17 protein-coding genes are annotated in these 22,069 nt (G+C 40.6%); 14 read left to right on the plus strand and 3 right to left on the minus strand.

Going from position 1 to position 22,069, the window contains the following annotated elements:
• Positions 1-112 precede the first annotated feature (112 nt).
• On the minus strand, positions 113-1,057 hold the full coding sequence (locus PAUR_RS18860) for a carbohydrate kinase family protein (protein WP_192509281.1): 945 nt from the start codon (positions 1,055-1,057) through the stop codon (positions 113-115).
• Positions 1,057-2,247 carry an AGE family epimerase/isomerase gene (locus PAUR_RS18865; RefSeq protein WP_192509282.1) on the minus strand — a complete coding sequence of 397 codons (1,191 nt, stop codon included), beginning with the start codon at positions 2,245-2,247 and terminating at the stop codon, positions 1,057-1,059. Before PAUR_RS18865 ends, PAUR_RS18860 begins: the two co-directional genes overlap by 1 nt.
• Before the next feature lie 134 nt (positions 2,248-2,381).
• On the opposite strand from PAUR_RS18865, the gene PAUR_RS18870 reads away from it, so the two are divergent.
• The 13 genes from PAUR_RS18870 to asd all read left to right on the plus strand — a co-directional run bounded on the left by PAUR_RS18870 (position 2,382) and on the right by asd (position 20,746).
• Positions 2,382-3,650, plus strand: a complete 1,269-nt coding sequence (locus PAUR_RS18870) for a sugar MFS transporter (protein ID WP_192509283.1) — start codon at positions 2,382-2,384, stop codon at positions 3,648-3,650.
• Positions 3,651-3,807: 157 nt separating this feature from the next.
• Positions 3,808-6,159, plus strand: a complete 2,352-nt coding sequence (locus tag PAUR_RS18875; RefSeq protein WP_192509284.1) for a GH92 family glycosyl hydrolase — start codon at positions 3,808-3,810, stop codon at positions 6,157-6,159.
• Positions 6,159-6,923, plus strand: a complete 765-nt coding sequence (locus PAUR_RS18880) for a basic secretory protein-like protein (RefSeq protein ID WP_318782636.1) — start codon at positions 6,159-6,161, stop codon at positions 6,921-6,923. Before PAUR_RS18875 ends, PAUR_RS18880 begins: the two co-directional genes overlap by 1 nt.
• Positions 6,924-7,179: 256 nt before the next feature.
• Positions 7,180-9,069 carry a methyl-accepting chemotaxis protein gene (locus tag PAUR_RS18885; protein WP_192509285.1) on the plus strand — a complete coding sequence of 630 codons (1,890 nt, stop codon included), beginning with the start codon at positions 7,180-7,182 and terminating at the stop codon, positions 9,067-9,069.
• Positions 9,070-9,288: 219 nt separating this feature from the next.
• The gene (locus tag PAUR_RS18890) at positions 9,289-10,041 is read left to right on the plus strand and encodes a DUF3450 domain-containing protein (RefSeq protein WP_192509286.1); all 753 of its coding nucleotides are present in this window, start codon (positions 9,289-9,291) and stop codon (positions 10,039-10,041) included.
• A 9-nt stretch (positions 10,042-10,050) separates the two neighbouring features.
• On the plus strand, positions 10,051-11,418 hold the full coding sequence (locus PAUR_RS18895) for a MotA/TolQ/ExbB proton channel family protein (protein WP_192509287.1): 1,368 nt from the start codon (positions 10,051-10,053) through the stop codon (positions 11,416-11,418).
• 2 nt (positions 11,419-11,420) lie between these two features.
• On the plus strand, positions 11,421-11,948 hold the full coding sequence (locus tag PAUR_RS18900; RefSeq protein ID WP_192509288.1) for a MotA/TolQ/ExbB proton channel family protein: 528 nt from the start codon (positions 11,421-11,423) through the stop codon (positions 11,946-11,948).
• A 23-nt stretch (positions 11,949-11,971) separates the two neighbouring features.
• Entirely contained in the window at positions 11,972-12,382 is a 411-nt protein-coding gene (locus PAUR_RS18905) for an ExbD/TolR family protein (protein WP_192509289.1), read from the plus strand.
• Positions 12,383-12,384: 2 nt separating this feature from the next.
• Positions 12,385-12,990 (plus strand): energy transducer TonB, encoded by a 606-nt coding sequence (locus PAUR_RS18910; protein WP_192509290.1) that lies wholly within the window; start codon positions 12,385-12,387, stop codon positions 12,988-12,990.
• 24 nt (positions 12,991-13,014) lie between these two features.
• Positions 13,015-14,319 carry a tetratricopeptide repeat protein gene (locus PAUR_RS18915; protein WP_192509291.1) on the plus strand — a complete coding sequence of 435 codons (1,305 nt, stop codon included), beginning with the start codon at positions 13,015-13,017 and terminating at the stop codon, positions 14,317-14,319.
• Between the two features lie 283 nt (positions 14,320-14,602).
• Entirely contained in the window at positions 14,603-16,297 is a 1,695-nt protein-coding gene (locus tag PAUR_RS18920) for a hypothetical protein (protein WP_192509292.1), read from the plus strand.
• Between the two features lie 77 nt (positions 16,298-16,374).
• Positions 16,375-19,059, plus strand: a complete 2,685-nt coding sequence (locus PAUR_RS18925) for a TonB-dependent receptor domain-containing protein (RefSeq protein WP_192509293.1) — start codon at positions 16,375-16,377, stop codon at positions 19,057-19,059.
• Between the two features lie 577 nt (positions 19,060-19,636).
• Complete coding sequence (gene asd / locus PAUR_RS18930; RefSeq protein ID WP_192509294.1) at positions 19,637-20,746, plus strand: aspartate-semialdehyde dehydrogenase; 1,110 nt, start codon at positions 19,637-19,639, stop codon at positions 20,744-20,746.
• An 82-nt stretch (positions 20,747-20,828) separates the two neighbouring features.
• On the opposite strand, the gene PAUR_RS18935 is transcribed toward asd, so the two are convergent.
• Complete coding sequence (locus tag PAUR_RS18935) at positions 20,829-21,377, minus strand: DUF4240 domain-containing protein (protein WP_225738516.1); 549 nt, start codon at positions 21,375-21,377, stop codon at positions 20,829-20,831.
• 122 nt (positions 21,378-21,499) lie between these two features.
• Between PAUR_RS18935 and PAUR_RS18940 the strand changes: the two genes are divergently transcribed.
• Positions 21,500-22,051, plus strand: coding sequence for an RNA methyltransferase (locus tag PAUR_RS18940; protein ID WP_225738517.1), 552 nt, complete (start codon positions 21,500-21,502; stop codon positions 22,049-22,051).
• Positions 22,052-22,069: the final 18 nt, after the last annotated feature.

Here is a 22,069-nt window from a genome sequence, read left to right on the forward strand (position 1 = left end):
AGACAAGTTAGAATATATTAAATTCAGCTGTGTGGCTAGAAAACAAGGAGTTCAGTTAGAAATAGGTCGAAGCTAACTCTTAGTTGAGTTAGCTTAATTACGCTGTGCGTGTTTATGTTTTAATATCGTCCCGTGACGGCAAGGCTGAAAATGCGCCTTTTCGAGTCACTGCAAATGCGCCGCAACGACTTGCATGCTTGATAAATTGCGCTAATAACTTAGGGTCGGTGATAGCCATTTTATGCTCGTGTTTAGCCATAAGTTGCGCAATAAGCCCACCCATAAAAGCATCACCGGCTGCTGTTGTATCAATTGCTTGCACGGCGGGTGGTGTCACTCGGCCATGTCCGTTTTTAGTGAAATACTGAATGTCGTTACCACCATCTGTGATAATAAGGCACTTTACATTTGCTTTCATGATAGCATCAATTGTGGTGGTTTTTGGATGGCCTGCATGGCTATGCTGATTTAAAAACTCAAGCTCCTCTCTTGCTAGTTTCACAACATCACTTAATGAAATAACATGCCATAGACGCTCGATAGTATGATTTAAAGACGACCACAAGTTGACTCGCAAGTTCATATCGAAACTGGTCGTTAAGCCATGCTTTTTGGCTTGAGTAAGGGCATAGATTGTTGACTTATATATATTTGACTCTGTTAAACTATTACTGCAAACATGTATTAACTTATGCTCATGAAACATCTCAGGATTAAAATCATCGATTCTAAATAATAAATCTGCTGCGGGCGGACGATAAAAATTAAAGCTACGCTCACCATGTTGATCCAAAGAGACAAAGGCGAGGGCGGTCTTGGCTTTATCAGTAAATAAACAATATTTAGTATTTACTTGATGGGATTGTAATTCTTGGTTAAGGAATTCCCCAAACATGTCATTACCTAACATGCCACAAAAGCTTGTACTAATGCCTTGTTTTGCAACGGCTACTGCTACGTTTGCCGGAGCACCACCTGCGAACTTGGTAAATGACTCAGGGGTTTGACCGTTAGACAAAAAATCGATAAGGGCTTCCCCAAAACATACAACACTCATTATGCTTGCTCTTTTAATGTATAGGCGCGTAAGACCTCATAACAGGCCCCCATAGTATGATAGTCCGTTTTTCCAGCAGGACTTTTTTCATCGCTATATGCGCGGTTATCTTGCGTTAAGATACGATACCATGCACCATGAGTATGGTCGATCATATGTTCCCAGCTGTATTGCCAAATTTTGTCGTACCATTGCCAATACTTATTCTCACCTGTTTCTAAAGCTAACAGGGCAGCGGCTGAAAAGCTCTCTGCTTGTACCCAGAAATACTTGTCTCCATCACAAACGCTATTATCAGGGGCAAAACCGTAACAGATTCCGCCATGCTCCTTATCCCAGGCATGCTCTAAAGCTGAATCAAACAATGATTTTGCTGTCGAAACCATCCAAGGCTCACTTTTATGGCGGTGCAAGATCAGTAATAGCTTGGTCCATTCAGTTTGGTGACCTGGCTGAAACCCCCAAGGTCTAAATAGATGTTTTGGATCGTCTTTGTTGTAGTTCCAGTCGATTTGCCAGTTTGCATTGTAATGTTCCCAGACGAGGCCATTGGCTAGTGCGGCTTTTTCGACCGTCATTGTGTATGCAAGGTCATAGGCGCGAGTTAAAAACTTGTTATTATTTGTGGCTTCAAAGCACATAAGTAACGCTTCGCACATATGCATATTAGCATTTTGTCCACGATAAGGGTCAGCATTGTGAAAAGCACCATCGTATTCGTCGAGGTACAATTTGTGTTCTGGCAAAAAGTATTTTTCTTCAAGCAGCTGCCATACGCGCTCGATTGTTGTGAGTGCACTATTTAAACCCGCTTTAAGTGCGACCGCATTAGCCAATAAAACAAATGCTAATCCATAACAATGGTTGGTCGTATCTTTGGCTACGCCGTGCTCAATCAACCAGGCATAACCTCCATTACTTTGCTTGTGAATGTCCTCTAAATACGCTATCCCTCTAACTATTTGTTCGAAGTAACACTCATTTGGCTGGTCTATGTGAGCCATTGCATAATTAAATACGAAACGTGTGCTCGATACCAAGTGACGCGTGTGTTTGTCATACACATGACCATCGTCATTAAAGAATTGATAAAACCCACCTTGCTGGTCAATACAATTTGGGTGATAGAATTTCATGGTAGTATTGATGTGCTCACGCAAAAAATCGGCACTTCTAAAGTCTTGTGGCATCCGGCGCTCCAAAAATATAATGATAATTCACTTTATCATTATTTAAAAAAATATGGAACGATCCAATAAAACATTTGTGATTTTCTTGTAACAGTGTGTAGAATCTGGCTATCCCTTTTAATGGAGTATCTCTTGTGAGTGAAATTAATACTAACCAAAGCTTTATCGCTGGTGGAAACGCACAAAACCAAAACTATGCGTTGCCTTTAACCGCTATGACGACCTTATTTTTTCTATGGGGTTTTATTACGGTTTTAAATGATGTGCTTATTCCGCGTCTAAAAGATGTATTTGACCTTAGTTACACAGAAGCGATGATGATTCAATTTTGTTTCTTCAGTGCATATTTCATCGTTTCATTGCCTGCTGGTATGTTAGTAAAGCGGTTTGGTTATAAAAATGGCGTGTTGAGCGGCCTTATTGTCGCATCAATAGGGTGTTTATTGTTTTACCCCGCTGTTGTGGTGCACGAATATTGGCTCTTTTTAAGTGCATTATTTGTGTTAGCTGCTGGGATCACTGTTTTGCAAGTGTCTGCGAACCCATATGTCGCAGCACTTGGACCAGAAAAAACGGCTTCGAGTAGGCTCAATCTCGCACAGGCACTTAATTCATTAGGTACAACAATAGGGCCAGCAGTTGGTGGGTTTTTGTTATTTGGTGGGGCCGGTGCATTGGCCGCTGAAGCTGGTGCGGACGCAGTTAAAGTGCCGTATTTAATGCTAGCAGCTGCGCTATTGACTATCGCAGTTGTGTTTGCCTTTTTGAAATTACCAGAGATCACCGCTCATACTGAAGAACAAGACTGTAAAGTGAAAGAGCATAACTTGTTAGAAGCCCCCCACTTAGTGATGGGTGTCGTTGCGATCTTTTGTTATGTGGGTGCTGAAGTCGCAATTGGTAGCTTTTTAGTGAATTATTTTTCTGAAGGGCACATTGCAGGTCTTGCTGAGCATGAGGCAGCTAAATACATCAGTTATTATTGGGGCGGGGCAATGATTGGTCGCTTTATCGGTTCTGCTGCCTTACAAAAGGTTGCTCCTTCTAAAGCATTGTTATTTAATACGATATGTATTGTCATTTTGCTCGCTGTGACGATATTAACGGATGGTACTGTTGCTATGTGGTCTGTACTTGCCATCGGCTTATTCAACTCTATTATGTTTCCGACGATATTTTCAATTGCGATTGAAGGGCTAGGATCGTTAACAAGTAAAGGCTCAGGTTGGTTATGCTTAGCGATAGTTGGTGGTGCAATCGTACCGTTACTGCAAGGTTTATTTGCGGACTTTGTTAACATCCAGCTTAGCTTTATTATCCCTGCGATATGTTATGTTTATATTGCTTGGTATGCCATTAACGTGGTTAAATTATCAGAACGCTGGACGCGTAAGGTAAGCTAAGATCACTGACTTATCGTGATCAGGCAAGCATTCGCTTGCCTTTTTTATATCTGTTAACAAAATTCTATCGCAATTGTATTGAATACGTATTCATAATCGGTGTAGTATAAATCACCTTGGAACGATCCAAAGAAGTTTAATAATAAAGGAGAGGCAGATGCAACGCTCAGTATGGGCTTTCGCAATCGCAGTTACTGCAACAAGTGCGTTAGCAAATTCAAAAGATACGAGTAATACCCAATGGGTCGATACATTTATCGGTACTGGTGGCGATGGTCACACATTTCCAGGTGCCGTGGTACCTTTTGGGATGGTGCAACTGAGCCCTGATACAGATAACCCGATGCGCGGCGAGTCTCAACAGTCAGAGATTTATAAACGCTGTGCTGGCTATCATTATGATGACCATACTATTACTGGTTTTTCCCATACCCATTTTTCAGGCACGGGTCACTCTGATTTAGGTGACTTATTGGTTATGCCGATGACGGGCGATATTAAAACTTCGGCGGGGACAGCCAGTCACCCTGAACAAGGTTATCGTTCGCGATTTAGTCATGATAAAGAATGGTCAGAACCAGGATATTACGGTGTTGAGCTGCTTGATTATGATGTCACGGCAGAAGTTACGGCGACCACGCGTGTCGGTATGCATAAGTATACGTTTAATAGCGCTGACAAAGGTCATGTTATGTTTGATCTAACCGCAGCAATTTACAATTTCAAGAATAAAGTGATTTGGAGCGATTTACGCAAAGTAGATGACCACACCTTGGTCGCTTATCGTGCTACTAATGGCTGGGCACGCAACCGCCAAATGTACTTTGCGATAGAATTTTCGAAGCCAATTAGCGAATATAAGTTTATTAATGAAGATAACAATCGTTATCGCTGTATGGGGTGTTTAGGCAAAGAAAAGCACTCAACCATCGAAAACCAAGCTGTTAAGCAAACAGCGGGAAAGGCTGTAAAATTTGTTGCATCATTTAATGATGTTAAAGGTGAACCACTTTACATTAAAGTAGGGTTATCCGCAGTGAGTCGTTCAAACGCACTGGAGAATCTAAAAGCTGAGATCCCTGACTGGGATTTTGACAAAACTCGCCAAGCAGCTAAGGCGCAATGGGCAGAGCATTTGGAGAAAGTAGATGTTGGAGGAACTAAGGCACAAAAACGTCAATTTTACACCGCACTTTACCACACTCTACAAGCACCAAGTATTTATCAAGATGTGAATGGGCAGTATAGAGGTGTTGATGGTGAAATCCATGAAGGGAAAGGGTTTGAGCATTACACGTTATTTTCGCTGTGGGACACATATCGTGCATTACATCCTCTGCTTACATATATCGCGCCAGAGCGGGTATCGGGGATGATCCAGTCTATGTTAGTACATTACCAGCAAAGTTATGAAAAGATGCTACCTATTTGGTCATTCCATGCACATGAAACATGGACAATGATTGGTTACCATGCCGTATCTGTCATTGCTGATGCCTATTTGAAAGGAATACGAGATTTTGATACTGACTTAGCAGTTGAGGCCATATTAAGCACAGCAAACAATCCTGTTTATGACGCTATTCCCGAATATAAAAAGTTTGGTTATGTACCCATGGACGTATTACCCGAGTCTGTTTCGATTACGCTGGAGTATGCATATAATGATTATGCAATAGCACGTTTGTTTGAATCTATGGGTAAAACTGAATTATCAAAAGAGTACTTTGCACGTGCTATGAGTTACAAAAATGTGTTTAACCAAGAAACAGGTTATATGCGAGGCAGAGACAGTGCAGGTAAATGGAATCCAGACTTTAACCCATTTGAGGCTAAGTATATGGGGCCATTTACAGAAGGAAACTCAAAGCAATATAGCTTCTATGTACCACAAGATGTTGCTGGACTTATTGACTTAATGGGGGGAGATGAAAAGTTTGAGCAACGGCTAGATGCTTTGTTTGATACCCATTTGTCAGATGAGATGATCAAAGAACATGAGGATATTGCGGGCCTTATTGGTAATTATGCACATGGAAATGAGCCTAGCCACCATATTGCATATCTATATAACTATGCAGGTAAGCCATGGCGAACACAAGAGCGTATACGTCAGATAATGGACACATTGAGTTCAGATAAACCGGATGGGTTAGCTGGAAATGATGACGTCGGGCAAATGTCTGCTTGGTATATTTTCTCGGCGATGGGCTTTTACCCTGTATCACCGGGCGATTTAAGCTATGCAATTGGCGCACCGCAAGTTGAAAAAGTAACTTTGAAGCTGGCGGGAAATAAATCATTTACAACGTTTGCAAAAGGATTGAGTGAGCAAAATAAGTATATCCAATCAGTGACGTTAAATGGTAAGGCGTTTACTCGGAATTACTTAACACATAGCGATATTGTTGCCGGTGGAGAGCTACGCTATGTAATGGGGAACAAGCCTAATAAACAGTGGGGTAAGAATATAACAGCGCGTCCACCTGCTTTATCGGAGTATCAATAGTGAAACATCGATTAAATATTATCGTCAGCGGATTTGCTTTATTGTTAAACCCGAGCCTATTTGCGGCGGCACCAAAAGAGGTTGAGTTATCTTTAAAGCCAGTAACTTATATAGGCGATATTCATTGGCAGAAATTTTCTTTACCTAAAGTTACGTTGACGCGCAAAACGAAAATAGAAAATACGCATTGGGATAGTTTGAATAGCACACTAATTCAACAAATTAGCTATAATGTCGCACGATTATTATACCGTGATGTAGCCAAAGCCCCAAAGTTACCAACGCTAAGTATAATACTCGAAGATATGAAGGGAGTGGCGTATAAAGAGGGTGACTTCAATGGCGCGGTAATTCACGTAAGTGCTCAATATTTTGCAACATTTGCGGCTAAAAATAGTGCGCAAGCCGTGTATGATGAATTAGTTGGGGTGCTCTATCATGAAATAGCGCATGCCTATCAGCTTGATGATCATAATTATCAAGAGATTGGTCCCGTGATTGAAGGCATCGCAGATGTAGTTAGAATGAAGGCCGGCTACGTTGATTTCTCACATCGCAAGAGTGGTGGGCAATACGATAGTGGTTACAAAACCACAGCTTTCTACCTGTATTGGCTAGAAAAAAACCATCAGCCGAACTTGTTGATTGACCTCAATGCTCAGCTTGATCCGCATGACAAAGTAAAATGGAGCTGGTCGTTATTTGCTGAAAAGACCGGAATATCACTCACTGAATCTTGGCAGAGATATCAAAACTCATTGTAAACAACTGTGATTTTGCTTACCCCTAGCAAGGACAAAAGTTGTGTTGTTGTACCAAAGGTGAGTTAGCTCACCTTTTTTATTTTGTATTTTTAATTATTTTATGCAGTACTAAATCAGTAATTTACTAAACTATCAGAAGGATTGTCCGATAAGTAAGAGACATATGTTCTCATTTTTGCTAATTATGGGTAGAGTGGGATATCAAGCTTACAGTTGATAGTAGTCCCTGCAATAAATACAAAAGAATAGGCTCAGGATGTTCAAATCGTTTAAGTTCACAAGTAAAGTCACAATCGCAGCATCATTGGTTCTTGTCATTGTACTGGGATTGTTTACCGTTAATAATTTTGTGTCGATGCGCACACAAACGCAAACTCAGTTAACTGCCGTCCTTCAAGAAATATCTCATTCAGTTTCCCAAAATATCGCCAACTGGCTAAATGATCGATTACAAGTTGTTGAGTCTGTCGCATTGGGTCATCGAGAGTCTGATAGTGAAGAGCAGGTTCTTAGGCGCTTAAAAACGGCGGATGTCGCAGGAGACTTTAAAAATGTGTATGTCGGAATGCCCAGTGGTAAATTTGTGTTAGATGATCCGAGTATTCAGCTTCCGGCAGATTATGACGCGACAACTCGGCCATGGTACAAATTGGCGCAGTCAAAACGCAGCACAGCATTTACTAACCCGTATATTGATGTCACAACAAATGAATTAACTATTTCAGCAGTGGTTCCTATGTATGATGGTAGCGCATTTGCAGGTGTTGCTGGTGGTGATATCGATATGGCAACGATCACTGAGATTATTACTGAAATTGACTTTTTAGGGTTTGGCTATGGTTTCTTACTAGATAATAACGGTCGTATTTTATCTCACCCTGATCCTGCATTTAACGACAAACCAATGGCAGAGTTGTTTGGTAGCCACGTGCCATTAAATGAAGTATTTATTGAGCTCGAGATTGACGGCCAAGATAAACTGGTTTCTTTTATTGAAATGAAAGGAATCAAAAATGTTGATTGGTATTTGGGTGTCGTGATCAACAAAGAGATTGCTTACTCTTCAGTGTCGTCATTTAGAAATATGGCGGCTATTTATATGCTCTTAGGTGTGGTCGTTATTGTGGTCATGTTACAAGTGTTACTCAAATACTTAATGAAGCCGGTTGTTAATCTTAATGAAGCGATAAAAGACATTGCACAGGGTGAAGGTGACTTAACACGCCGACTGGTCGTAGAGAATGATGATGAGTTTGGTGAGCTGTCTAATTACTTTAATCTATTTATAGACAAGATCCATAACTCTATTGTGCAGGTGCGTGATACAACAGTGTCACTTGATGACTCAGTAAAAAGTTTGGTAGACCAAACCCAATCCACATTGAATATGTATGGCGACCAATCTAAACGTACCGACAATGTTGCTACGGCGATTAACGAACTGTCTTCTAGTGCAGTTGAAATTTCGAATAATGCAACCCATGCATCGGAACTTGCCAGCGAGGCAAACCAGCTGAGTAACGATAGTCAAACTGCACTCAATGCAAACATTGCGGAAATTGCATCGCTCAGTGACAAAATGTCAAAAGCGCAATCGACAGTCGATAGTTTAGATAAACACTCAGCGAGTATTGGTCAAGTACTTGAAGTGATCAAGAGTGTGAGTGAGCAAACTAATCTGCTAGCGCTCAATGCTGCGATAGAGGCTGCTAGAGCAGGAGAAGCCGGGAGGGGATTTGCTGTCGTAGCAGATGAAGTTCGGCAGTTGGCTCAAAGAACTCAAGAGTCGACCCAAGAAATCGAAAATACCATTGTTGAGTTACAACAGGGATCTGCATCAGCAGTTGCTGTGATGAATTCGAGCCTTGATGACTCCGCTAAAAGTGCGGTCCAAGCGACTGCAGCGGGTGATAAAATGGGGGAAGTAAGTCATGCGATTGAGTCAATTGATGGTGTCAATCATGCTGTTGCAAGTGCGACGGCTGAACAAAATGCGGTTATTCAATCACTTGACAGCGATATCCACCATATCAGTGACTTGAGTGTTCAAGGGGCAGAAAATTTAAATGGTACCTTGGCTGAATGTAAACAGTTACAACAGCAATTTGATGAACTTGAAGAAATGGTATTGAAGTTCAAAGTATAAACAAAAAAATTTAAGGAACCAGCAATTATTTGCTGGTTTTTTTTTTGCCTAATAAATGCGCCCTCACTGTTCAGATTCCTTTAATAATGCTGTACCTGAAAGGGTTGGTTTCTCTATTGTGACAACTGTCATTTTTTTGTATTTTTATCGCAACACGTTTGTCATTAAACGACTTTAGACTGCTCGCAACTTAATTACTAGAAAACTAAGGTGTATGCGATGAAGTGCGTGAAACCCCTGCTACTTGCAACTGTATTTGCAACTACAGCAAGCGTTCAAGCGAATGACTTACAAAAAGTCATAGACAAGAGCAATGTGATCAATGATTCAGCTCAAACTACTCAAACAAAAATTGATTCTATTTCAGACTCAATGCAATCTCGTCTGCAAAAATTCAAGACGCTTAATAAAGAGATTGACGGGCTGACAGTTTATAACGCACAACTTGATAAGCAAATCGAAAACCAACTGAGTGAAATGAGTGCAATTAATGCCTCTATGGATCAGGTGTCGGTTATAGAACGCCAAATTACACCTTTGATGTTAAGAATGATCACAGGTCTTGAGCAATTTGTCGCTCTTGATGTGCCATTTTTATCTGAAGAGCGCGCGGAGCGCGTTGAAACACTTAAAAAAATGATGGAACGAGCTGATGTGACATCGAGTGAAAAGTTTCGCCGTGTTGTCGAAGCTTATCAAGTTGAAGTGGATTACGGCCGAACAATCGAAGCTTACACCAGTCTACTAGACGTAAATGGTCAAGAGCGAGAAGTAGACTTCTTACGAATTGGTCGATTAGAGCTACTATATGTGACCAAAGATGGCTCTCATGCCGGCAGCTGGGACCAAAAAGCGCAGCAATTTGTTGCGGTTGATGATACTGCGATTAGTCAAATAAACAAAGGGCTGCGTATTGCTCGCAAACAACTCGCCCCTGATATGCTTACCCTACCTGTTCACGCGTCTAAATAGAGGTTCAAGATGAAATTTTTAAAGCAGTTTAGCCAAAAAGCCATCTTGGCAGCAACACTGGCACTATCAACAAACGCATTGGCAGATCAAGCGTTGAACTTAGATTCGTTACTTAAAACATTAGAACAAGGACAAGCAGCTCAAACAACGCAAAACAAAGCGCGCGAAGCAGACTTTCGCGCTAAGCAAGACCAACAAGTGTCTATGCTAAATGCCCTTACGAATAAGCGTAACGGAGAGCTATCTCGTTCAGAACGATTAGAAACATCATTTGAAGAAAATGAAATCAAGCTACAAAACTTAACAGATACCTTGTCAAAGAGAATGGGGTCTTTAAAAGAGCTATTTGGTGTGTTACAGCAAGTCGCGGGTGATTCGAGTAACAAGTTTCAAACCTCTGTGGTTTCTGCACAAATCCCAGGTAGAAGTGCTTTCATGGATGAAATGGCGAAAAAAATGGGCTCTTCATCGCGCCTTGCATCTATCGAAGACATTGAAAAGGTGTGGTATGAATTGCAACGAGAAATGACAGAGCAAGGGAAAGTATCTCGCTACAACAGTGAAGTGATTGTTGCTGGTGGAAGTAAGGTAACGAAAGAGGTATTGAGAGTTGGTGCATTTAACTTAATTGCTGATGGCAAATATCTTACGTATAACCCAGTAACAAACACAACATCTGAACTTACGCGTCAACCAGTTTCTCGATTCACAGAAACGGCTGCTGACTTGCAATTAGAAACGACGGGCACGGTTGCATTTGCACTTGACCCGACAGGTGGCTCTATACTTGGTTTGCTAGTTCAAGCACCCAATACACAAGAGCAAGTTCATCAAGGTGGTGCGGTTGGTTACGTGATCCTTGGCGTAGGTGTACTTGCACTGCTGATTGCGTTAGAGCGATTTTTCTCTTTGATGGTTATGGGGGCAAAAATCCGTCGTCAACTTAAAGAAGATGTGGCACGAGATGACAACCCATTAGGTCGGGTTATGAAGGTGAAAGAGCAATACCCGAATGTTGCTTATGACACCCTAGAGTTAAAACTGAGCGAAGCTATTTTGCGCGAGATGCCAAAAATCACACGTAATTTAACGCTTATTAAAATTATATCGGTTGTAGCACCTTTATTAGGCCTGTTAGGTACAGTGACCGGCATGATTAACACATTCCAAGCAATTACATTATTCGGTACAGGTGACCCTAAATTAATGGCTGGTGGTATTTCACAAGCACTTGTTACTACTGTATTAGGTCTTGTTGTGGCGATTCCAACGGTATTTTTATACACGCTGTTAAATACGCGTTCTCGTAACTTGCTACTGATACTACAGGAGCAAAGTGCAGGGATAATTGCTGAGCGTAGCGAAAAAGGAGCGTAATCGTGGTGCTATTGATTGAAGCAATCAATACGCTGCGAGAGTTTTTAGACACAGGTGGCCAAGTTCTCTTGGTCATCGGTCTAATAATCTTTGCGATGTGGTTGCTAATTTTAGAGCGGTTCATGTTTCTATTCGGACGGTATCGCACATACAAAAGAAGTGTTTTAGCACTTTGGGAAAACAGAGCTGAGCGCAATAGCTGGAATGCAGAGCAAATACGCCAAGCTCAGATTTCACGGGTTGGCATTCAGTTAAATGCAAATTTATCTTATATCAACGTTATGGTCGCATTGTGTCCACTTTTAGGTTTGTTAGGTACGGTTACCGGCATGATAGAAGTGTTTGATGTGATGGCTATAACAGGCAGTGGTAGTGCTCGCTCAATGGCATCAGGTGTATCTAAAGCAACGATCCCTACGATGGCAGGCATGGTTGGCGCATTATCAGGTGTTTTTGCATCAACGTATTTACAGCGCAAAGCAAAACGCGAAGTTGAGTTACTAGAAGATAAAATGTTACTTGACCATTAAGTGGTCAAGTATAGGAGGAAAATATGAGAGCCCCATTAGCAAAAGTGTTTCAAGAAGAAGAAGCCGAAGAAATTAACATGACCCCAATGTTAGATGTTGTATTTATCATGTTGATATTCTTCATCGTCACAGCATCATTCGTCAAAGAGGCAGGCATCGATGTAAATCGCCCAGAAGCGGCGACTGCGGTTAAAAAGCAGCGTGCCAACATCTTAGTTGCAATTTCCGATACCGGTGAGATTTGGATTAATAAACGACAAATTGATGTCCGCGCAGTTCAAGCGAACATTGAGCGTTTAAAAGCTGAAAATCCCCAAGGTAGTGTGGTTATTCAAGCCGATAAAAAGGCCACGACTGAAATGTTGATCAAAGTCATGGATGCGTCTCGTGCCGCTGGTGCGTTTGATGTATCAATTGCTGCACAGGAATCATAACTATGCGTTACTTAATAGCACTTGTGATTGCAGGTGTTGTTACTTTCTTCTTGTTCTTGGGTATGCAGGCGCTTATCCAAGGAGGGGAAGGGGCAATGACAGAGCCTGTTAAAGGAAATGTACTTGATTTTGTGCGTTTGAAAAAAGAAGAAACGGTACAAAAGAAAGAGCGTAAACCGCAAAAACCACCTACGCCAAAAGAGCCGCCACCACCAATGGATGCGCCCCAAATGCAAAGTAATAACCTCGATGCTGCAGGTGCTGATTTTGATTTCAGTGCAAATGTAGAGGCTGATGTAAATCTGGAGGGCGGGCTTGCACTAGAATCGAGCGATGGTGAATATTTACCGATTGTTAAAGTAGCACCTGTTTATCCACGTCGCGCTTTGTCTCGGGGAATTGAAGGGTATGTGATTGTCGAGTTTATAGTGACTAAAAATGGCACGGTTCGAGCACCTAAAGTCATCAATGCAGAACCCGAGTCTATCTTTGACCGCGCAGCACTAGATGCCGCACTAAAGTTCAAATATAAGCCTCGAGTTGTTAATGGTGAAGCTGTTGAAGTAGCGGGTGTGCAAAACAAAATATCATTCCAAATAAACGGTTAATTGTTGCGGACCGAGGATGCGATTATGAATAAAATTAAATTATTAGCACTGTACGGTGCCATGTTTGTGACTGGGACTGTGGGACCAGTAATATTATCATTGACCCCAATGACTGATGTAGGAACAGCGTTTGCTGAAACAAAAACCAAACGGGTTCCAGCTTTAAGAGAAAAAGTATATAGCCAATTGGCCCGTGCTCAGAAGCTTGCCGATGATGGAGATGTCCAAGCCGGACTTGAGGCACTTGATGGTATTAAAGAGCGCGCATCAAGTATGAACTCTTATGAGATTGCAATGATGTATAACTTTTATGGGTTCATTTATTATAATGAAAATGAACTAGATAAAGCCATTGCTGCATTTGAGTCAGTAGTTTCTGAGGAAGGAATACCAGAATCACTTAGGTTATCTACAACGTTTAGCCTAGCACAGCTGGCAATGGCAAACTCTGATTATAATAAAGTGAGTAAGTACCTCGATGCATGGGATGAAATTAATAATAAACCTGTGCCTGAATCTTATTATATACTCAGAGGTCAAGTACATTATCAGTTGAAGGAGTACGTTAAAGCACTTAGTTATATTGATACGGTTATATCACTTTCAGAAAATAAAGGTGATATACCAAAAGAAAACTGGTTAGTACTAAAACGCGCACTGCATTATTCAATGAGTGAACCAAAAGAAGTTGTAAGTGTGCTGGAAAAAATGGTTCGATTATATAATAAGCCTGCATATTGGATTCAGCTATCAGGCATGTACGGAGAAGTTGGTGAAGAGAAAAAACAATTAGCATTGTTTGAAGCTGCCGACCAGCAAGGATTTGTAAAATCACGCTCTGAACATATGCAATTGGCGCAAGTATACATGTTTAATGGTTTGTCATATAAAGCCGCACAAGTATTAAAAAGAGGCTTGGCTGCTGAGGTTGTCGAAAATAATGCTAAAAATAATGCATTTATCGCAGAAGCCTTTATTCAAGCAAGGGAAGATGAAAAAGCCATTCCATTTTTTGAGCAAGCAAGCAGTCAAACACAGCACGGTAATTTTGATCAACGATTGGCTGAAGTTTACATTAATTTAGAAATGTTTGATGAAGCTGCTGATGCTGCACGTAGTGCTTTAAATAAAGGGGAGCTAACATTCGAAGCGAATGCGTATGTTGCTTTAGGCATGGCGCAATATAATCTCACGAATTTTGACGCTTCTATATTAGCCTTTGAACAAGCAGAAAAGCACAAAAAATCGGCAAGGCTCGCAAAGCAGTGGATTAAATATGTTAAAAAAGAAAAAATACATGCTGAAACATTAAAGCAAGCTTTACTGTAAAAATATAATCGCAACACCAAAGCTGCTCTAGGGCGGCTTTTTTCATGTTTATTCCTTTTGTATTATAAAACCAAAACAAAATCATTATTATTAATTGCTTGTTTACATATTGTTAACCGATACTGTCGTTTAATTTTTTACTTTTAAATTAATTAAAAATTCTTTTGTTAACTTTTGATGACAGGTTGTTTTTGTAACCTATTTGTCATGAAAGTATTCTAATTTACCCCCAACGAATTAAAACACATAAATAATAAGTTTATATCTCATATTGGAGTTAGCAATGGAATTACAAAACCTTTTCAAAGTTTCGGCGATTGTAGCAGCGATGGCATTAACTGGTTGTGGTGGTGATATAGAAGTAACACCGACCGTTAATGATACAAGTGTTAATAATTCAAATAACACAACAAATAACACTGGTACAGATACAGGCGGAACACCAACTACTCCAACTGACCCTGTAACACCGACTAATCCTTGTACATCTAGAACAGTTTCTGGCACGGAAGTTCAAGGTACATTCCAAGCTCCTCATTGTGTATACGGTACAGATTTCGCGGGTAAAAACTTAGAGATAGCATCTGATATTACATTTGCAGACTTAGAGAATGATGGCGCTCACGTATTCAAAGGTGCTCTGTTAATTGGGGAAAACTGTAATACTACAACGGGTTGTTCAGTACCAGAGAATGGCCCTACTCTAAAAGTGGAAGCGGGTGCGACGCTTGCGTTCACATCTGGTGAAGCCATCATCCGTATTGCACGTGGCGCAAAAATTGATGCAATCGGCACCGCTGACAAGCCAATTTCATTTACTTCAGCAAATACAATCGAAGCGTTTGATTTAGCGAATATTGGTCCACAGTTTGCTGACTGGGGCGGTATCATCATCAATGGTAAAGGCTTAACAAATCAGTGTACAAATGTCGAACGAGCTGAAAATACTTGTAATGCTAACGCTGAAGGTATTGTGAGTCACTTTGGTGGTTCTGATAATGCAGATGGCAGTGGTCATATTAAATACGCGAATATTTGGTATGCCGGTTCAGGTCCTCGTGATGGCGGCCCTGGAGATGATTTAAATTCATTAACATTAAATGCTGTGGGCTCAGGCTCAAGCTTTGAGTATCTTCACATTCACCAAGGTTTCGATGATGGTATTGAATTCTTTGGCGGTGCTTCGACGATTAAAAACATCGTTGTGACGGATACACAAGATGATGCAATTGACATTGATGCAGGTTGGAAAGGTAAAGCACAGTTTATCTACGTACAGCATGGTACTATAAAAACTAAAAAAGACGTCACGTATCAAGATTCTGATGGTAACCCAGCGTTAATTGCGGCTGGCTCTGAAGGCTACATGGGTAACAATGGTTTTGAAACAGATGGTGAGAAAAACAAAGGTGCTGATTATAGTGAAGTACCAGCATCAAACCCAATGATTGCAAATGTGACTGTAGTAACGACCGATGGAAAGTCTATCCGTGACAACAGTTCATCTCAAGCTGCAAAATTTGATGATGCTATTCAGGGGCAATACTACAACGCGTTGTTTGTGAAATCAGCAGCCGCACAAGGTGGTCAAGATACAAAATGTATTGAATTTAAAGATTCAGATGCGGCAGCAAACGCAGAAGCAGATACACTTAATTTCCACAACTCTGTTTTAGCATGCACCGCAAACTTTAAATCAGGTTCAGAGCCACTTCCAAATGGCGAAGGTAAAGAAGAGTGGTTTAAAAATGCTGGTTCTAGCTTAGTGTTAGATGGTGCACAAGATGTGCTTGCAGCAGATGGTTTTTCAACTAACTCAACATCAACAGCCATTACGATTACAGCAAATGATTTAAGCTCATTAAATGACAGCTTCTTTACACCGGTTAACTATATCGGTGCTGTTTCAAATGCTGATACATCGAGCGAATGGTACAAGTGGGTTCAAAAAGCAGTAACAGCTGCTAACAACGACTAATCATACCGATTTAGGTTGTTATCAAAAAAGTAGGCGCAGTGGTTGCGCCTTTTTTATGATTTTTGGCAGGAATGAAAATGAATAAACACATGAAACTTAAAAAAATAGCGTTAGCTGTTAGCACCACACTGATGGTGGGCGTTTCAATGCCAACACTTGCGGCAGAAGAGCAAACAATTGAAGAAGTCGTGGCGGTTGGAACACGTTTGCAAGGCAGTGCAGCAGCGGTAATTGAAGAGCGTAAAAATCAAGCATTTGTTGCCGATATTATGGGAGCAGAGCAGCTATCGCGAACAGGTGACAGTGACGTTGCGTCTGCTTTGAGGCGAGTTACAGGGCTAACTTTGGTCGACGGTAAATTTGTATATGTTCGTGGTTTAGGGGAGCGATATTCAAGTGCCCGACTAAATGGCGCTTCGGTACCAAGCCCTGATTTGACTCGAAATGTTGTACCGTTAGATATTTTCCCTGCGAGTATCATTGAAAGCCTAGCGGTACAAAAAGCTTATTCACCATCTATGCCAGCAGCGTTTGGTGGTGGTAACATCGATATTCGAACCAAATCTGTACCGAGTGAGTTTACGGCAGGGTTTGAAGTTGGCGTTGGTCAAAATTCAAATGCAACAGATGGATTTACTTACAACCGTGGTGTAGGCGGAATTCCTGAAGCTTTAAAACAGGGCGTTGTAAGATATAGAGGTGATTTCAGTTTAGCTGGAATAGTCGATAAAGACGCATTAACAGGCAGTGAGTCTCAGACTCGTGCTGATCAAGCCGGCTTAGTCAACAAAACGTTGCTACTATCGTTACCGAGAGATATCACTGTAAAAGAAGAGTCGTTATCTCCAAATTATGATTTTAAAGCAAATATTGGTGATAGTTTTGAAGAGCCGTATTTCGGTGGCACAATTGGTGCAATGTTAGCAGGTTCTTATGACAAAGATTGGCATTACAGCGACCGAAACACAGCCGTGGTTGACGAATCATTGCAAAAAGGTTGTAGCACAACCTTAGTGAGTGCCGAAGATGCCAGTAACTCATGCTATGTTACAGTGAAAAACTCGAAAGTGACCACAGAGAATGAACGTATCAATGGTGTGTTCAATATTGGCTATAAACTCGACCAACACAGTGTTACATACTCAAAAATATACCTTGAAGATAACGAGGATGAGCTTGAAATCTCTGTGCTTGAGAGTCCAAATGGCAGTACCGTTAGAACGATATCTGGCACCGGTGAAGCACAGCGTCAACATAAGTTCAATTATGAAGAACGTACACTTGATATTGACCAAGTAATTGGTCAACATACGTTCCTTGACTTGGGGGGGATCGGCTTTGATTGGCAGTATACTGAGTCGACGGCAGAGACTGATATCCCGACCAACATCGATTATAAATTTATTGATAGCTACAATGAAGCTGGTCAATATGAAGGGTCGATTGTCACCGGAGATGATAACCGAGTCACTTATAACTTTACTGATATGGAAGATTATGTAAAGTCGTACAGTGGCAATGTGACATTACCGCTTACATTTGGTAAAACGGAAGTCACCTTAAAAGCAGGGTACGATTTTACTGACAGAGCGCGGGTATACAATACATCGAGTTTTGTTATTAATAATGAGACGGGCATTTCTATTCCAGTCAATTCTGAAAGTGGTGTGCTTGGACTTACTGGGTATGTAACGGATGAATTTGTTGGTAATAATGACTTTTTCTTAAGTTTCAATGAGCCAACGGCGCCAAGTGCCGATGATTATATTGCAGCGCAAAAAATAGATGCTGGATATGCTGAGTTCGACGTGTTTTTTGACAATACTTGGCGCGTAAGTGGCGGTATTCGTTACGAAGATTTCAAGCAAGTGTCGATCGGTACGTCTAGTTTGATTTTTGATAGAATTACACAAGGCATTTTTTATGATGCTGCAAAAATTGAAGCTGGCACAGTCAATGATGATGACTTTTTTAGTGCATTGTCACTTACTTACCTAGCTGACAATAATTATCAAGTGAGATTTGGCTATGGTGAAACAGTTGTCCGTCCAGATTTGCGTGAATTAGTTGCCGTTGCATATTTTGATCCGCTAACCGATATTAAAACGTTCGGTGTTGCTGGCTTAAAAAGCAGTGATTTAAAGAACTATGATGCACGATTTGAATATTATATGGATAACGGAGATAACTTCTCTGTTGCTGCATTTTACAAAGATATTACTGCACCAATTGAAACCATTTTAAAAGTGGGTGATGAAGATTATACCGCAACGTTTGTAAATGGGGACACTGGTGAAGTGTACGGTATTGAAGCTGAATGGATGTATGATTTATCAAATGTAACCAGTGGTTTGTTTACCGCGGGTAACATTACACTGAGTGATTCTGAAGTGTCGATTAATCCAGCTCTAGCAGGCAATTTGACCAACCCGACTAAAAGAATGACCGGTCATTCTAAGTACGTGGTTAATATGCAATTGAACTATGACTCTGTGGACGGAATGCACAGTGGTTCTTTGGTATATAACGTATTTGGTGAGCGGATCCTAGCATCAGGCATTGGTGGTAGAGAAGATGCTTTTGAGAAACCATTTCACTCGTTAGATTTAGTGTATACTTGGTACCCAGATTTTAACTCTAAAGTTAAATTTAAAGTGAAAAACTTATTGGGTGAAAATCAAGAAGTGACACAATCTGGTTACGCGGTTCGCCAGAAAGAATCAGGTACGGCAATGAGCATAAGTTATAGCTATGAATTCTAATTAATTCACTAAATAAAACAAAAGGCTGGACAAGTGTTCAGCCTTTTTTGATCCTCATAAAAAACCACTATCTTTTTGTATAAAAGTGATAATTTCAATAGACTCTCTGCAAGTTATTTTGTATAGTACGCCACATAAAAATAAACATTAAGTTCATAAGCTTAATGACATTGTCACCTTTATAACTATAGGTGAACAAATCGACCCGGATATAATAATAACTAATACCAGGTTGTCAGAACCGAGTTCTTTTTTAGCGCTACTGGCGCTTGATTGGGACAACCTTTACATGTTGTATCCAAACCCCGCTTTGCGGGGTTTTTTATTTCCCTCCTTTTGTTTATTGTCTGTTCCAATTTTATTAGTATAAATTTCAATTATTAACCTAATTTTTCTTTGTTGCGTTAGAAAGCATGAACTGAGTAAAAGTTGGTAAATCATTGGCTGTTCATTTACAGAATATGTAATAACTTTTACTCATTAAAGAAACGCTAGTAGTCGGTTAAGTTATTTGGTACTTTTAGACGTCTAGACTCACGCAATGACTCTAAATAACTTATATAAAGGTAAAATAAATATGAATAAAGTAGGACTCGTTGGTTGGCGTGGCATGGTTGGCTCTGTATTGATGGATAGAATGCAAACTGAGGGCGACTTCAGCAAGATCAATGCGCATTTCTTTACCACATCTCAATCTGGAGAGTTGGGGCCGAATTTTGCAGGTGAAGCTAAACCATTGCTAGATGCAACCGATGTTAGTGCTTTATCTAAGATGGATATTATTATTTCTTGTCAAGGAGGCGATTACACTAAATCTGTGTATCCAACATTGCGTGAAACGGGGTGGCAAGGGTATTGGATTGATGCAGCATCCGCTCTGCGCATGGATAACGACAGCATTATTGTTTTAGACCCAGTCAACAAAGATGTCATAGAGCAAGGGCTAGAACAAGGCGTTAAAACGTTTGTTGGTGGTAATTGTACCGTCTCACTGATGCTTATTGCTTTAGGTGGCTTATTTGAACAGGATTTAATTGAGTGGGTAAGCCCAATGACGTATCAAGCTGCATCTGGTGCGGGGGCTCGAAATATGAAAGAGCTGATCACTCAAATGGGTGAAATACATGGTTCAGTTGTACAGCACTTGTCTAATCCTTCATCTGCTATTTTAGAAATTGATAAGCTGGTTGCCAATAAAATTAAGTCAGATGATTTACCTAAAGATCAGTTCGGGGTGCCATTGGCAGGAAGTTTGATCCCTTGGATTGATGTGCCTATGCCTAGTGGACAATCAAAAGAAGAATGGAAAGCACAAGTTGAAGCAAATAAAATACTTGGCTCAAGCTGTTCTCCAATACCGATTGATGGTTTATGTATACGTATTGGTGCAATGCGGTGTCATTCACAAGCATTAACAATAAAGTTGCGAGATGATATCAGCGTAGAGCGAATTGAAGAAATCCTCGAAGGCCACAATGAATGGGTCAAAGTTATCCCTAACGAAAGAGATGTCAGTGCAGAGGAACTTACCCCAGTAAATGTAACGGGCACTTTAAGTGTCCCTATTGGGCGTATTCGTAAATTGACGATGGGCCCTAAGTATATTAGTGCATTTACTGTCGGTGACCAATTATTATGGGGTGCTGCTGAACCTTTACGTCGAATGTTGCGCATTATTACAGGGTAATCGTCATGGTGTTGTAAAGGAGAGGACATTCTTCTCCTTTATGTCAACAGATACAGCTAGTAACGAAAGCTCTTTCCGTAATTCATTTACCCTTTGTCCAATATTTATTAAATAATTGTGGGTAGACTTGTTTCAGTAGTTTAGGTTTACTTTTGAACTTTTTTCCCTGAGGCGCAAAATTAACGACATTGTGGTACGGTAACTCATTGCCGTTTCTTTCCTCGTATAATAACCCTGAGACTAAATCTAACTCATCACAATAGGGATAAGGGAGTCCGTCTTTTAGCGGGATATTTTCAACGCTAATAAGCGCGTCTGGATCCGATATTATATTATCTACCGTTTCCTTACCTTGTGTGAGTAGCCAATTGCAAAAGTCTAAAAAGTCATATTCTGTATTGCACCCACAGGTTACGAATGCTGCGCCCCAAATATCCCAATGCCATAACCGTCTAAGTTGCGTATTATAGTGGGTATCAAATGCTTCAATATCGTCATTTGAGAGACTCTCTAATAGTGATTTGAGGTGGCTATTTTTATCTTCAATTTCAACATCAATGGTAATGGTTTGCCAAAACAGGTCTAAGTTCATTGCTATATGTACATCGTATATCTCTGATACGAAGATCATAGCATAGACAAGGACCTTATTGATAAACCTATAATTATCGATTTGTTGGGGAAATTAGTGTAAATTTGCGCATACTTTGATGTGGGAGGACCTCTTGCGTTAAGTTCACGGCTAAATTTAATATGAAACCGAAGTATATAGAGGCGTTTATGTTCGATAATGGGTTTGCATGTATAGGGTTAACCAACCCAAAAAGTCCGAGTAATGTTGGCGCGGTAATGAGAGCGGCAGGTTGTTATGGTGTAAACTCTGTATTTTATACCGGTAAACGTTTTGATAATGCGCGTAAATTTGCCACTGATACTAAAAAGGTTTATCAGAATATTCCATTAATTGGTGCAGATACATTGGAGTCGATGATCCCGCTAGGAGCAACCCCTGTCGCAATTGAGCTTATTGAAGGTGCAAAACCATTAACGGAGTACACTCACCCTAAAAGTGCTTTTTATATGTTCGGACCAGAAGATGGCTCCTTAGCAAAAGAGTCATTGAAGATGTGCCAAGATGTGATTTACGTGCCAACACAAGGCTGTATGAATTTGGCTGCAACCGTAAATGTTGTATTGTATGACCGGTTACTTAAGTCTGGTGTGACGTTTAATAATGATGAGATCATCCGTGGTAGCCGAGACAATAACAACAATATTGTATTGTCAGAGCTAATTGCCCGATGAATTTTCTGGGCAATGTAT

Origin of the sequence: Pseudoalteromonas aurantia 208 (assembly GCF_014858725.1) — a bacterium.
Taxonomy (GTDB): Bacteria; Pseudomonadota; Gammaproteobacteria; order Enterobacterales; family Alteromonadaceae; genus Pseudoalteromonas; species Pseudoalteromonas aurantia.

Coding starts and splice junctions, on each gene's coding strand:
- PAUR_RS18860 (WP_192509281.1), bottom strand. CDS start 1,057: ATGAGTGTTGTATGTTTTGGGGAAGCCCTTATCGATTTTTTGTCTAAC.
- PAUR_RS18865 (WP_192509282.1), bottom strand. CDS start 2,247: ATGCCACAAGACTTTAGAAGTGCCGATTTTTTGCGTGAGCACATCAAT.
- PAUR_RS18875 (WP_192509284.1), top strand. CDS start 3,808: ATGCAACGCTCAGTATGGGCTTTCGCAATCGCAGTTACTGCAACAAGT.
- PAUR_RS18885 (WP_192509285.1), top strand. CDS start 7,180: ATGTTCAAATCGTTTAAGTTCACAAGTAAAGTCACAATCGCAGCATCA.
- PAUR_RS18890 (WP_192509286.1), top strand. CDS start 9,289: ATGAAGTGCGTGAAACCCCTGCTACTTGCAACTGTATTTGCAACTACA.
- PAUR_RS18895 (WP_192509287.1), top strand. CDS start 10,051: ATGAAATTTTTAAAGCAGTTTAGCCAAAAAGCCATCTTGGCAGCAACA.
- PAUR_RS18905 (WP_192509289.1), top strand. CDS start 11,972: ATGAGAGCCCCATTAGCAAAAGTGTTTCAAGAAGAAGAAGCCGAAGAA.
- PAUR_RS18910 (WP_192509290.1), top strand. CDS start 12,385: ATGCGTTACTTAATAGCACTTGTGATTGCAGGTGTTGTTACTTTCTTC.
- PAUR_RS18915 (WP_192509291.1), top strand. CDS start 13,015: ATGAATAAAATTAAATTATTAGCACTGTACGGTGCCATGTTTGTGACT.
- PAUR_RS18920 (WP_192509292.1), top strand. CDS start 14,603: ATGGAATTACAAAACCTTTTCAAAGTTTCGGCGATTGTAGCAGCGATG.
- PAUR_RS18925 (WP_192509293.1), top strand. CDS start 16,375: ATGAATAAACACATGAAACTTAAAAAAATAGCGTTAGCTGTTAGCACC.
- asd (WP_192509294.1), top strand. CDS start 19,637: ATGAATAAAGTAGGACTCGTTGGTTGGCGTGGCATGGTTGGCTCTGTA.
- PAUR_RS18935 (WP_225738516.1), bottom strand. CDS start 21,377: ATGATCTTCGTATCAGAGATATACGATGTACATATAGCAATGAACTTA.
- PAUR_RS18940 (WP_225738517.1), top strand. CDS start 21,500: ATGAAACCGAAGTATATAGAGGCGTTTATGTTCGATAATGGGTTTGCA.